Origin of the sequence: Streptomyces sp. NBC_01408 (genome assembly GCF_026340255.1) — a bacterium.
Classification (GTDB): domain Bacteria; phylum Actinomycetota; class Actinomycetes; order Streptomycetales; family Streptomycetaceae; genus Streptomyces.
In genome coordinates, this window is record NZ_JAPEPJ010000003.1 from 54,030 (window position 1) to 67,691 (window position 13,662).

9 protein-coding genes are annotated in these 13,662 nt (G+C 74.5%); 7 read left to right on the plus strand and 2 right to left on the minus strand.

Features of this window, described 5'->3' with window-relative positions; all coding sequences use genetic code 11:
• Positions 1-111: 111 nt before the first annotated feature.
• Both OG447_RS28100 and OG447_RS28105 read right to left on the minus strand, forming a co-directional pair.
• Complete coding sequence (locus OG447_RS28100) at positions 112-756, minus strand: class I SAM-dependent methyltransferase (RefSeq protein ID WP_266940232.1); 645 nt, start codon at positions 754-756, stop codon at positions 112-114.
• A gap of 127 nt (positions 757-883) precedes the next feature.
• A complete protein-coding gene (locus OG447_RS28105; RefSeq protein WP_266940233.1) occupies positions 884-1,528 on the minus strand; it encodes a hypothetical protein in 645 nt (214 codons plus the stop codon).
• Positions 1,529-1,717: 189 nt separating this feature from the next.
• On the opposite strand from OG447_RS28105, the gene OG447_RS28110 reads away from it, so the two are divergent.
• The 7 genes from OG447_RS28110 to OG447_RS28140 all read left to right on the plus strand — a co-directional run bounded on the left by OG447_RS28110 (position 1,718) and on the right by OG447_RS28140 (position 13,645).
• Positions 1,718-8,809, plus strand: coding sequence for a non-ribosomal peptide synthetase (locus tag OG447_RS28110; RefSeq protein ID WP_266940234.1), 7,092 nt, complete (start codon positions 1,718-1,720; stop codon positions 8,807-8,809).
• The gene (locus OG447_RS28115; protein WP_266940235.1) at positions 8,806-9,012 is read left to right on the plus strand and encodes an MbtH family protein; all 207 of its coding nucleotides are present in this window, start codon (positions 8,806-8,808) and stop codon (positions 9,010-9,012) included. The genes OG447_RS28110 and OG447_RS28115 overlap by 4 nt, the downstream gene beginning before the upstream one ends.
• A 141-nt stretch (positions 9,013-9,153) precedes the next feature.
• Positions 9,154-9,648, plus strand: a complete 495-nt coding sequence (locus OG447_RS28120; protein ID WP_323181868.1) for a cobalamin-dependent protein — start codon at positions 9,154-9,156, stop codon at positions 9,646-9,648.
• Positions 9,645-10,952, plus strand: coding sequence for a methylaspartate mutase (locus OG447_RS28125; protein ID WP_266940236.1), 1,308 nt, complete (start codon positions 9,645-9,647; stop codon positions 10,950-10,952). Before OG447_RS28120 ends, OG447_RS28125 begins: the two co-directional genes overlap by 4 nt.
• A 28-nt stretch (positions 10,953-10,980) precedes the next feature.
• Positions 10,981-11,964: an asparagine synthetase A gene (locus OG447_RS28130; RefSeq protein WP_266940237.1), complete on the plus strand. Its 984-nt coding sequence runs from the start codon at positions 10,981-10,983 to the stop codon at positions 11,962-11,964.
• Positions 11,961-13,301 (plus strand): glutamate synthase-related protein, encoded by a 1,341-nt coding sequence (locus OG447_RS28135; protein ID WP_266940238.1) that lies wholly within the window; start codon positions 11,961-11,963, stop codon positions 13,299-13,301. Before OG447_RS28130 ends, OG447_RS28135 begins: the two co-directional genes overlap by 4 nt.
• Positions 13,298-13,645, plus strand: coding sequence for a hypothetical protein (locus OG447_RS28140; RefSeq protein ID WP_266940239.1), 348 nt, complete (start codon positions 13,298-13,300; stop codon positions 13,643-13,645). The genes OG447_RS28135 and OG447_RS28140 overlap by 4 nt, the downstream gene beginning before the upstream one ends.
• The last annotated feature ends 17 nt before the right edge of the window (positions 13,646-13,662 follow it).

The window sequence follows — 13,662 nt, forward strand, 5'->3', positions numbered from 1 at the left end:
TCCGGCGCCTCGCGCCGACACCCGCACGGTCGCGCGGCACCACCGGCACCACCGCCGCGGCCGCCACCGCCACCGCCACCGCCACCGCGGATCGTCATCGGCCGGACGTGGCTACCGCTCCTGGGCCCGCATCAGAAGATGACCGCGGCGGAACCGTTCCTCCGTGAGGGGCTCGCGCAGCATCCGGCCGACCTCGACGAACCCGGCCTCGCGGGCCAGCCCGGCGAGTTCGTCGATCGGCCACCGGTAGGCCGTGGTCACCTTGTGGTCGAAGGCCTCCACCGGACCGCCCTCGGCCTCGAAGAAGGCAACCAGGAGAGTGCCGCCCACGGCCAGTACGCGGCGGAACTCGGCGAGGTACGCGGGCAGTTCCCGCGGCGGGGCATGGATGACCGAGTACCAGGACACGATGCCGCCCAGCGTCCCGTCGGCCAGGTCCAGGGCGTCCATCGACCCGACTTCGAACCGCGCATCGGCGTACGCCTCCCGGGCGATGCCGATCATCACCGGCGAGAGGTCGACACCGAAGGCGTCCAGCCCCAGATCTCGCAGGTGCGCCGTCAGATACCCCGGACCACACCCCAGCTCGGCGACGGGCCCGGCAACACCGGCTCGCGCCAGGTCGGCGAACGCGGCGAGGACCGAGCGGTCCAGCGGAAGACCGTCGAGGGAGTTGCGGACGAATTCCGCGTAGCGGACGGCGAAGGCGTCGTAGGCGTCTGATGTCGCACGGAGGTGCGAGGAGGATTCGGTCACGGGCAACGACAGTAGGCCGACCCGATCCCGTGGGAACGGGTGGGCCGGGGCGATGGCGTCAGGTGGCCCAGGTGGCGGTGACGACGGCGGTGCGTGCGCCCGAGGCAGCGTGCTGGGCCTCTCCGTGTCATGGCCGATGCGAGGCCGGGGCGCCGCGCGGCGGGGTGTAGTCCCAGTGGAGCCTGTGCTCCTCGTCCACCGCGGGCGTGTAGCCGTCGAGGGGCCGGGTGGTTTCGAGGGACAGGGCGAGCGCGTCCAGGAGCACCGGCAGGGAAGTCCACATCGCGTGCGATCCGCGGACGACGCCTTCCACGGCCTCGGCTTCGTGGACGCGCCCCCGGTCGGTCTCGGGACGGTGGTCCAGCACGAGAAGGGCCCCGCGGACGTCCCGCGCGACGGGGATCAGCTGCGGATGTCCGTACAGAACCCTGCTGGCCCCGGTCCTCATGAACTCGAGGTCCGCCTCGCCCCCTTCCGCCTCCGTCGTGGGCGCGTCGTGGAAGCCGGTGAAGAGCTGCCACTCGGCCGCCGTCTCGCGTGCGCTCAACGGCCGGTAGAAGCCCGGCAGCAGCACCGACCGCCGGTCGAGGAGACCGTCGTGCCGCGACAACGACGCCACCAGGGGCTTCAGCAGCGGCCGGCCGATGACGCGTTCGGCCGCGGCGATGTCCGCCGGAGCCGCGGGCGGCGCCAGCGCGGCGCGGGTCGCCGGGGCGTGCTCGGCCAGCCAGTTCTCGATGCGCGTCCAGGACTCACTGATCGGTGCGGTCATGGCACGCCATCCTGCCACCACCGACTGCCGGCGGACGCCCCGGGCCGACGCTGGGGGAACGGCAGTTGGGGGCGGCAGGTCGGGGCCGGGAGCTGCCGCCGGGGACTGCCCGCCGGGGGCGCGGGGCGTACGTAGCGTGGGGCCACGGACCCGCTCCGCACCCCCGTCCCCTCGCCTGGAGGCCCCGCGATGCCCTCGACCGCCCCCACCGCCGCCGCCGTCCTGGACGGCGGCCCGGCGATCAGCCCGGCGCCGCGCGTGCTCGACCGGTTCGACGCCCAGGTCGCCGCGGGCGCGGAGCGGATCGCGCTGGTGCACGGCGAGCAGCGGATGACGTACGGGCAGCTCGCCCTCGCGGTGGCCCTGCGCGCCGACGAACTGGCGGAGCGGGGGGCCGGGCCGGGGCGGCTCGTCGCCGTGAGCAGGCCGCGCGGGACCGATGCCGTCGTGGGGCTGCTCGCCGCCCTGCGGACCGGGGCCGCCTACCTGCCGCTGGACCCCGCGGCGCCGCCCGCCCGCAACGCCTCGATCCTCGCCGACTGCGCCGGGACGGCGGACGTCCCCGGCGAGGGGGAGTCCGTGCTCCCCGGCGGCGGGGTACCCGGGGACGCCGCCTACGTCATCTACACCTCCGGCTCCACCGGCACCCCGAACGGGGTGGTCGTCGGACACGGGGCCCTGGCCCACTTCGTCGCCGGTGCGGCCGAGAGGTACGGGATCAACGCCGAGGACCGGGTGCTCCAGTTCGCGCCGCTGCACTTCGACGCCAGCGTCGAGGAGATCTTCCTGGCCCTCGGCTCCGGCGCCCGGCTCGTGCTGCGCGACGAGGAGATGCTGGACGTACCGGGGCTGCTGGCCGGGTGCGTGGAGCACGGCATCACCGTGCTGGACCTGCCCACCGCCTACTGGCACGAGCTGGCGCACGCCCTCGCCGCCGGGATCGCCACCCTGCCGCCCACGCTCCGTACGGTGGTCATCGGCGGGGAGGCCGCGTTGCCCGAGCGGGTGGCGCAGTGGTGCCGGGCCGTGGACGGCGAGCGGGTGCGCCTGCTCAACACGTACGGGCCGACGGAGGCGACCGTCGTGGCCACGGTGGCCGACCTCTCCCGGTACGGGGGCGGGCCGGTGCCCATCGGCGAGCCCCTGCCGGGCGTCCGGGCCGCGGTGGTGGACGGTGAACTGTGGCTGCTGGGCGGGGGGTTGGCGCAAGGCTATCTGGGCCGGCCCGAGCTGACCGGGCGCCGTTTCGCCTCTCTGGGCGGGGAGCGCGCGTACCGCACCGGCGACCTGGTGACCGTACGGCCGGACGGGCAGCTCGGCTTCCAGGGGCGGGCCGACGACGAGGTGAAGATCAACGGGCACCGGGTGGACCCCGCTTCGGTGGAGTCGGTGCTGACCTCGCACCCGGGGGTCCGCGAGGCGGCCGTCGTACCGCGGGAGAGCCCGGACGGCGGCAAGCGCCTGGTGGCCTTCGTGGTCGCCGAGGACGGGGTGTCCGCCGGGGAACTCTCCGCGCTGCTGCGGGCGGAGCTGCCCGCAGCGGCCGTTCCGGGCACGCTGACGCTGCTGGCGGGCCCGCTGCCCCGGACCTCCTCGGGGAAGATCGACCGGAAGTCCCTGCGGGCTGCGGACGGCGTGAGCGGCCGCGACGCCCACGCCGTCTTCGCCGGGCCGGTGCTGCCCGCCGAGGACCGGGTGCCGCTGTCCTTCGCGCAGCGGCGGCTGTGGTTCCTGGCCGGGCTGGAGGGGCCGTCGGCCACCTACAACCTGCCGGTGGTGGTGCGGCTGGACGAGGTCCCCGACACGGCGGCCCTGGAGGGCGCGCTCGCCGATCTCGTGGAGCGGCACGAGGTCCTGCGGACCGTGTACCCGGCCGTGGACTCCGAGCCGTACCAGCACGTCCTGGCGGCGCCGCCCGTTCCGCTGGCGGTCCGGGAGTGCGCGCCGCAGGAAGTGGCGGGGCTGGTGGCCGCCTTCACCGGAGCCGCCTTCGACCTTTCCACCCAACTGCCGGTCCGGGCAAGGCTGTTCCTGCCGGGAGACGGCTCCGCCACCCTCGCCCTGCTGACCCACCACATCGCCACCGACGGCTGGTCCGTCACCCCTCTGCTGCGCGATCTCGGGGAGGCGTACGCGGCCCGGCTGGCGGGCGGTGCGCCCGGGTGGGAGCCGCTGCCGGTGCAGTACGCCGACTACACGCTGTGGCAACAGGAACTCCTCGCCGATCCGGCGGACCTGCTCGGCCACTGGCGGACCGCGCTCGACGGGATGCCGACCGTGCTCGACCTGCCGGCGGACCGGCCGCGGCCCGCGGAGCCGACCGGCGAGGGCGCGACCCTCGTAGCCCGGCTCGACGCGGACGCCCACCGCAGGCTCGGCGCCCTCGGCGCGGAGCGCGGTGCGAGCCTGCTGATGGTGCTCCAGCCTGCGCTGGCCCTGGCCCTGGCCGCCGTCGGCGCGGGCTCCGACGTGGCGATCGGCACCCCGGTCGCGGGGCGCGGGGACGAGGCCCTGGACGCCCTGGTCGGCTTCTTCGTCAACACCCTGGTCCTGCGCACCGATGTCTCCGGTGACGTGCCCTACGCGGAGCTGGTGGACCGGGCCCGGGACGCGGACCTCGCCGCCTACGCCCATCAGGAATTCCCCTTCGACCTGCTGGTGGAGCACCTGGCGCCCGAACGCGCCCTCGCCGTCAACCCGTTCTTCCAGGTGATGCTGACCGCGCAGGAGCAGGGCGAGCCGTCGTTCTCGCTGGGCGGCGGCGCGCTGACCGGCCGGTTCACGGAACCCGGCCTGGAGGCAGCCAAGTTCGACCTGAGCGTCTCCTGCGTGGAGCTCCCCGGCGGTGGTCTGGAGGTGTGGTGGCAGTACGCGGTTGACCTGTTCGACGCGGACACCGCACGGCTGCTGCTGGACCTGTTCGTCCGGGCCCTGGAGCGCGCCGCGGCCGAGCCGTACGCGCCCCGTGGTGAACTGCCCCTGCTCACCGAGGAGGAGGGCCGCGAGGTGGCTCGGCTGCGGGCCGGGCTCGCGACGGCCCGGGCGGAGCAGCAGCAGGCCCGGCAGGCCGCGACCGCCGGGCACTCCCCCGCCCAGGAGGTGCTGGAGGCGCTGTGCCGGCTGTTCGCGGAGGTGATCGGGCTCGACCGGGTGGAGCCGCACGAGAACTTCTTCTCGGTCGGCGGGCACTCGATGACGGGGGTGCGGCTCGTCAACCGGATCCGGGCCGTGCTCGGCGTCGAGGCGCGGATCCGGGACCTGTTCCTGGCCCCGACCCCCGCCGAACTGGCGCTGCGGCTGGTCCGGGACAGCGCCGCGGCCGGGCGGCCCCCGCTGGTCCGCGTACCGCGGGAGGCGCGGCCGGAGCGGATCCCGCTGTCGTACGCGCAGCGCAGGCTGTGGTTCGTGGACCAGTTGGAGGGGCCGAGCCGCTCCTACACCATCCCCTTCGCGCTGCGGCTGGAGCGGCCGTTGGACCCGGACGTGCTGGCCGAGGCCCTGGCGGACGTGGCCGGGCGGCACGAGGTGCTGCGGACGGTGTACCCGGCGGTGGACGGCCAGCCGTACCAGCGGGTCGTGGAGGCGGCGCGGCCGGTGCTGGAGCGGGTCACCGCGGCCCCGGACGGGCTGGAGGCGGCGGTCGACGCGGCCGCCGGGCACGTCTTCGACCTCGCGGGCGAACTGCCGCTGCGGGCCTCGCTGATCGACACCGCCGACGAGGGCGGCGGCCCGGTGCAGGTCCTGGTGCTGCTCGTGCACCACATCGCCGCCGACGGCTGGTCCACCGGACCGCTGATCCGCGATCTGGCGGCCGCCTACGAGGCCCGGCTGGCGGGATCGGCGCCCGGCCTGCAGCCGCTGCCGGTGCAGTACACCGACTACACCCTGTGGGAGCGCGAGGTCCTGGACGGGGAGGCGGTGGCCGCGCACATCGCCTACTGGAAGGACACCCTGGCGGACGCACCGCCCGCGCTGGAGCTGACCGGTGCCCGTACCCGGCCCGCCGAGGCCTCGCACCGCGGTGAGGCGACCCCGCTGGAACTGGACGCCGCCACGCACGCCCGTCTGGAGGCGCTGGCGCTGGAACACGGGGCCACCCTGTTCATGGTGGTCCAGGCCGCCTTCGCCGCCGCCCTCACCCGGCACGGCGCGGGCACCGACCTCCCGCTCGGCACGGTGGTCGCGGGCCGCGACGACGAGGCCCTCGACGACCTGGTCGGCTTCTTCGTCAACACCCTCGTGCTGCGCTGCGACACCTCCGGCGACCCGCTCTTCACCGAACTGCTCGGCCGGGTCCGGGACGCCGGCCTCGCCGCCTACGCCCACCAGGACCTGCCCTTCGACCTGGTCGTCGAGCAGCTGAACCCGGTGCGCTCCACCGCCCACCACCCCCTGGTCCAGGCGGTCGTCCAGGTCGAACCGGCCGAGTCGCCGGTCCCGGCGGGCGGGGCCCTGGACGGGACCCCGCTCGGGTCGGCTTCCGGGTTCACCAAGTTCGACCTGACGGTGTCCCTGCGCGAGAGGCGCGGTGCGGACGGGACCCCGGGCGGGCTGGCCGGCGTACTCGAATACGCGACGGACCTGTACGACGGGGCGACGGCGGCGACGCTCGCCGGTCATCTGGCCCGCATCCTGCGGGCGGTGGCCGAGGACCCGCAGCAGCGGATCGGTGATCTGCCGCTGCTCTCGCCCGAGGAGGAGCACCGGCTGGTCACCCGGTACAACGACACGGCGGTGCCGCGGGCCGCCTGCGGACTGGTGCACGAGCGGTTCGCGGCGCAGGCCCGCCGCACACCGCACCGGACCGCGCTGTCCTACGGGGAGGAGAGCCTCTCCTACGCCGCGCTGGACGCCCGCGCCAACGCCCTGGCGCACCGGCTGATCGAGGCCGGGGTGGGCCGCGGCGGTGCGGTGGGGCTGCTGCTGGACCGCAGCCCGCACCTGGTGGTCGCCGCGCTGGCGGTGCTCAAGTGCGGGGCGGCGTACGTACCGCTGGACCCGCGGCTGCCGGACGCCCGGGTGGCCGTGGTCATGGAGGACGTCGGCGCCCGGGTCCTGCTCACGCAGGAGGCGCACGCCGGCTCGGCGCCCGTGCGCCGCCAGCTCGACGCGGGGGCCCGGGTGCTGTCCGTCGACACCCCGGTGGGGGGCCGTCCGGGTGGCGACCCCGGCGTGGCCGTCGGCGAGGACGACCTGATGTACGTCATGTTCACCTCCGGCTCGACCGGCCGCCCCAAGGGCGTCGGCGTCACCCACCGCAACGTGGTGGAGCTCGTCACCGACCGCTGCTGGGACCTGGCCAACCACCGCCGGATGCTGGTCCATTCGGCGATCGGCTTCGATGCCTCCACGTACGAGCTGTGGGTGCCGCTGCTGAACGGCGGGCAGCTTGTCATCGCCCCCGGCGACGGCACGGACGTCGCCGAACTCGACCACACCATCCGCACCTACGACGTCACCGCCGCCTACTTCACCATGGGCCTGTTCCACATCATGGCGGACGAGGGCCTGGACACCCTCAAGCTCCTCGACGAGGTGTGGACCGGCGGCGACGTGGCCTCGCCGAGCGCCCTCCAGCGGGTCCTGGACCACTGCCCCGACACGGTACTCGTGCACTCGTACGGGCCCACCGAGACCACCTTCGCCTCGCACCAGCAGCGCTTCCCGCTCGACCGGCGCGTCCTCCAGGGCGTCCACCTGGGCGCGGCCCTCGACAACACGCGCGTCCACGTCCTGGACGAGCGGCTGCGCCCGGTCCCCGTCGGGGTCGCCGGCGAGATGTACATCGCCGGTACGCAGGTGGCCCGCGGCTACATCAGCCGGCCCGGGCTGACGGCGGAGCGGTTCGTCGCCGACCCGTTCGGCGCGGACGGCGGCCGGATGTACCGGACCGGCGACCTGGTGCACTGGACCCCGGCGGGTGAACTGCGGTTCATCGGGCGGGCTGACGGGCAGATCAAGCTCCGCGGCTTCCGGATCGAGCCCGGTGAGATCGAGGAGACCCTGGCCCGCCACCCGGGCGTGGGCCAGGTCGCCGTGATGGTCTTCGAGGACGGCCCGGGCGGCAAGCGGCTCGTGGCGTATGCCGTCCCGCGCGCCGGCCACACCCTCGACGAGGCCGCGCTGCTGCGGTGGGCGGCGGACGAACTCCCCGAGCACATGGTGCCCTCGGCCCTCGTCCTGCTCGACGGCATCCCGCTGACCGTCAACGGCAAGCCCGACCGGGCGGCGCTGCCCGCGCCCGCCCCGGCCGTACGGACCGCGGGGCGGCCGGCGCGCACGCCGCGCGAGGAGGTCCTGTGCGGCCTGTTCGCCGAGGTCCTGGGCGTGGAGGGGGTCGGCATCGACGACAACTTCTTCGCGCTGGGCGGGCATTCGCTGCTCGGGGTGCGTCTGGTGAGCCGGATGCGGACCGTCCTGGGGCTGGACCGCGGCGTCCGGGACCTGTTCCGCACCCCGACGGTGGCGGGGCTGCTGGGCGACGAGCCCAGCGGCTTCGACCCGATGGGGGTGGTGCTCCCCCTCAACACCCGGGGCGCGCGGCAGCCGTTGTTCTGCATCCACCCCGGCACCGGCGTGGGCTGGCCGTACGCCGGGCTCGCCCAGCACCTCGGGCCGGACCAGCCGCTGTACGCGATCCAGGCTCGGGCCCTGAGCGAGCTCGGCCACTCCCCGGAGACGGTCGAGGAGATGGTGGCGGACTACCTGCCGCTGATCCGCGAGGTCCAGCCGCACGGCCCGTACCGCTTCCTCGGCTGGTCCTTCGGCGGCACGGTCGCGCACGCCCTGGCCGTCCGGCTGGCCGAACTCGGGGAACGCACCGACCTGCTGGCCATGATGGACGTCCACCTGCTGCCGACGGAGCCGCAGCGGCGCCGGATGACCCCCGCGCAGAAGCGGGACATGCTGGTCGGGGACGCCTCCGAAGCGCCCGAGGACGCACCCTTCGACGTGGACGCGCTCATCGGGCTGGTCCGGCTGAAGGACCCGGTCCTCGGGGCCTTCTCGGACGAGGAGATCCGGTCCGTCATCGGCGCCTCCATCAACCACGCCGAAATCATGAACCTGTACGCCCCGCGCCCCGTCGCCACCGACCTGGTGTTCCTGGCGGCCATCGAGGACGGGGAGACGGAGAACACTCTCGCGCAGCACTGGATTCCGTATGTCGAGGGCCGCGTCGAGAACCATGTCATCGGGGTCCCGCACACCAGAATGGGCGAGCCGGAACCCCTCGCACTGATCGGCCGCATCCTTTCCGAGAAATTGAGGAGTCTGTCATGACCAATCCTTTCGACGACACCGAGGGCACCTTCCACGTCGTGGTGAACGAGGAGGGACAGCACGCCCTGTGGCCCGTGTTCGCCAATGTTCCCGCAGGCTGGGACGTGGTGTGGGGGGCCGGCAGCCGGGCGGACGCGCTGGCTTACGTGGAGCGGAACTGGACGGACATCCGCCCCAAGAGCCTGGTCGCCCAGTACGCATGAATTCCCGTTGAACGACCCTGAAGCCGTGCCCCGCACCCGCGGGGTACGGCTTCCCCTTTTGTGGGTCCGGGCCTGCCGAATTCCTCCATACTGCCGCCGGAACTTCCCCTCGGCGGCTTCGGTGTTTTCTATATTCGTCGTATGCGACGACGGAATGTGAACATCCTGCTCACCGGCACGGAATCGGATTCCCACACCTGGAATCTCGTCTACCTGCAGCTGCTGCTGGAGGAGCTCGGGCACCGGGTCCACAACCTGGGCCCCTGTGTGACGGACGAGCTGCTGACCGCCGCCTGCGCGGCGGACGGGCCCGGTCTCGTGGTCATCAGCAGTGTCAACGGGCACGGCTACCGGGACGGACTGAACGCGGTCCGCGCCCTGCGCCGGGAGGGCTTCACCGGTTCCGTCGTCATCGGCGGCAAGCTGGGCGTCGCGGGCGTGGCCGACCCGGGGCAGCGCGGCCGCCTCCTCGACGCCGGCTGCGACGCCGTCTTCGACGACGGCGACGTGAACGCCTTCAGGAACTACCTGAGTTCGCTCTCCGGCCACGGCCACGGCGTCGGCCCGTCTGCGGAGGCGCGTGGCGAGGCGCGGACCGGGGCGCGGACCGGGGCCGACGCGCAGGCCGTGGCATGACCGCCACGACGCTCCGCGTCGCACCGGCCGCCGCCGCGGCGCAGGAGGGGGCGGCCGCCCCCTCGTTCGGCGGTTTCGTCGCCCGTGCGGCGGCAGCCGGGCAGCTCGTCGTCCAGCCCCGCATGGGCTTCAGCGACCCGCGCCGGATGCGGGAGGGGCTGGAGCGCACCAAGTCCGCCGTCGCCACCACCGTCGGCACCCTCACCATCGACAGCTACACACGGGTCGGCGCCCTCGGCGCCGCCCGAGACGCCCTCGACGAGGGCACCGCGCTCAACGGCTACCCGATCGCCACCCACCCCGCCGCCCGCACCCGGCGCCTGCTCGACGGGGTCCTGGACGCCGGTTTCCCCGTCCAGGTCCGGCACGGCTCCTCCCGCCCCGAGGCCATCGTCCGGGCGCTCACCACCGCAGGGCTGGACGCCACCGAGGGGGGACCGGTCTCGTACTGCCTCCCCTACGGCCGCACCCCGCTCACCGAGTCCGTCGACAACTGGGCCCGCTGCTGCGAGCTGCTGGCCGCGCTGGCCCCGCCGCCCCGGGTACCGCACCTGGAGAGCTTCGGGGGCTGCATGCTCGGCCAGCTCTGCCCGCCCGGGCTGCTGATCGCGCTCAGCCTGCTGGAGGGGATGTTCTTCGCGCAGCACGGCATCCGCAGCGTCTCGCTCAGCTACGCCCAGCAGACCGACCCGGCGCAGGACACCGAGGCGGTACGGGCGCTGCGCCGGCTGGCCGGGGAGTTCCTGCCCGCCGCCGTGGACCGGCACGTCGTCCTCTACACGTACATGGGGGTCTTCCCTTACACCGCGCGCGGGGCGACCCGGCTGCTGGAGGCCTCGGCGCGGCTGGCGGTGGGCGCCGGGGCGCAGCGGCTGATCGTGAAGACGGCCGCGGAGGCGCACCGCATCCCGACCGTACTGGAGAACGTACGGGCCCTGGAGACGGCGGCGGCCACCGCCGCGCTGGCCGAGCGGCTCCCCGAACCGCCGGACCCGGCCGACAGCGAGGTGTACCGGGAGGCCCGGGCCTTCGTGGAGGCCGTACTGGACCTCGGGGACGACCTCGGGCGGGCGCTGCGCACCGCCTTCGCGCGGGGCGTGCTGGACGTCCCGTACTGCCTGCACCCGGACAACGCGGGCCGCTCCCGCAGCTTCGTGGATGCGGGCGGACGGCTGCGCTGGTCGGAGGTCGGCGCGATGCCCGTAGCGGCGTACGGCGCGCCGGACGGGCGGCGCGCCATGACCTCGGACGGCCTGCTGGAGGCCCTGCACGGGCTGGCCCGGCGCTACGACCAAGAACGTTGACCACACTTCGACACCAACAGGAGCCGACATGGAGATGCAGACCCCTCCCCCTCTGGGCTCGCACCTGCGCTCGCCGCAGCTGCGGTCCGCGATGCTGGTGCAGCAGGAAGTCCTTTACGGCGCACGGGAGTTCCTGCGGGGCAAGGGTTTCGTGGAACTGCTGCCACCACTGGTCGGGCCGGTCACGGACCCGGGCGGGCGCGGCGCGAAGGCGCTGGACGTCGACTACTACGGGCAGCCGTACAAGCTGATGACCAGCGCGATCCTCTACAAGCAGGCCTCGTTGAAGGGCTTTCCGCGACTCTTCTACATCGCGCCGAACGTCCGCGTCGAGCCGCCGGAGACGGCTTCCACGGGCCGGCACCTGGTGGAGTTCCACCAGATCGACGTGGAGCTGGCGGGCGGGACCCGGCAGGACGCCCAGGAGATCGCTGCCGGACTGCTGACGCACGTGGTGGAGCACGTGTGGACGGCGGTGCCGGAGGTCCTGCGCGAACTGGGCCGGGACGAAATGGACTTCGCGGAGCTGCGGTCCGGGAAGTTCGACGCCTGCACCCACGGGGAGGCGGTGGCCCGGCTGCTGGGAGGGGGCCACCCGCAGAGCCCGGACGCCGAGATCGACTGGGCGGGCGAGGAAGTGCTTTCCCTGGAGTCCGACCGGCCGTTCTTCATCAACGACTACCCCAAGGGCTCGCGCGGGTTCTACGACCGCGAGGATCCCGAACGCCCGGGCGTGCTGCGGAACTTCGACCTGATCGCGCACGGCGGGTACGGGGAGCTGGTCAGCGGCAGCGAGCGCGAGTCCGACTACGCGACGATCGTCACCCGGATGCGGGAGAGCGGGGAGAACCCCGCCAAGTACGCCTGGTACCTGGACCTCGCCCGCGAGGGCATCGAGGCCAGCGCCGGCTTCGGCATGGGCTTGCAGCGCCTCGTCCGGTTCCTGACCGGGCTGGACGCGTTGTGGCAGGTCAGCGCCTACCCGAAGCTGCCGGGGGTGATCGCGCCGTGAGCGGGCTGCGGGCGGCGGGCTTCCCGGAGCGGGCCGTACGGGCCCGGGCGCGGGCGGGGACGGCCGAGGTGTTCCCGGCGGCCGACACCTACGGGACCGAACTGTACGGCGCGGGTGTGCCCGCAGCGGGGCCTGACGGACCGGGGGACGGGCCGGACGGGCTGGACGGGCCGGACGGGCCGGACGGGCTGGACGGGCTGCGGATCGCCCCGCCCGTGTTCATGCCGCGCCGGCTGGAGAAGCTGATCGAGCTGGGCCGCGAGCCCTCGTACGAGGACGTGGACCTGTACACCACGGTGGGCGGGTTCCCGGCCGAACTCCCGCTCTATCTCTCGGCGTTCGGATCCACCCGGGCGGGCAGCGGCGACCTCGGGGTGGCCGCGGGGCGGCAGGCGGCTCGGCTCGGCATCCCGATGGTGATCGGCGAGAACATGGTGCCGGTGCACGGCTACCGGCGCGGCGGCAAAGGCGACGGCGACGGCGACGCCACCCGCTCGGCGCTGCTGGCGCGGGTGGCGGCGTACGCGGAGAACGTCGCGGACGGGGTCGGCGGCGTGGTGGTGCAGCAGTCCACCGAGGACGCCGACTCGGAGGTGTGGAACCTGCTCTACAGCGACCCCGGCACCCGCCACCTGCGGGACTCCGGGCGGCTCGGCTTCGAGCTGAAGGTGGGACAGGGCGCCAAGCCCGGGCTCGGCGGGATGACGGTGGTGGGCGCGGCCGAAGCCGATCGGCTCGCCGGGCAGTTCACCGTACGGGAGCTGCTGGGCGACCCCGGCAGGCGGCTGCGGTGCGCGACGCCCGGCACCTTCACCGAGGAGATCGTGCGGCAGCAGCTGCGGTTCATGCGGAACAACTTCCCGCTGGCCCGGACCTGGGTGAAGTTCCACCCCGGGCGGGACATCGCACACGCCGCCGCGACGGCCTGGGCGGCGGGCGCCGACGCCGTCACCGTGGACGGCGCGGAGGGCGGCACCGGCTGGGCCCCGCGGGTGTTCCTGGACCAGGTGGGGCTCCCGCTCGGGGAGTGCCTGCGCCGGATCGGCCGCCCGGGCGGGGACCTGCTGGCCGCGGGCCGGATCTGGGAGGGCGGGCGGGCCGTACGGGCCCTGGCCCTGGGCGCCACGGCGGTGGGCCTGGGGCGGGCCGCCCTGCTCGCCGTCGACGAGGATCCTCGGGCCGGGCTGGTCCGGCTGGTGGAAGCCCTGGCGCTGGAGACCCGGCTGCTGGTCAGCGCACTGGGCAAGTACCGCACGGCGGACCTGGACCCACAGGACGTGTGGTCCCCGCACACCCCGGCAGGCTCCCCGGCCCTCCCGGTCGGCAGCCACGCATGACACCCCGAGCCCCCCGCCCCGCCGACCACGGCCGGCCCGGGCCGGGCGGGCGGGGCGGGGGCCCGGGCCGCCGACCGGGGGCCGGTTCGCGCGGGGTGCGGGCCCGGTTCCGGGTCACCGAGACCCCGGGGGTCACCGTGACCCCGGGGCGCGGCGCCGGCCCCGCCTCGGCCGCCGCCCACCGGGCCCTGGTCCAGGCCGGTCTCGGCCATCTCGGCGGACACCTGCGCCTGGACACGTACGGCCCGGCACCCCGCGGCCGTGACCTCGCGCGCGCCGCCCGGCGAGCCGTGACCGCCGCCCTCGCGGCCCGGCCCCGCCCGGGTGACCCGTACCGGGGCTGAACGACTTCTCCCTGACC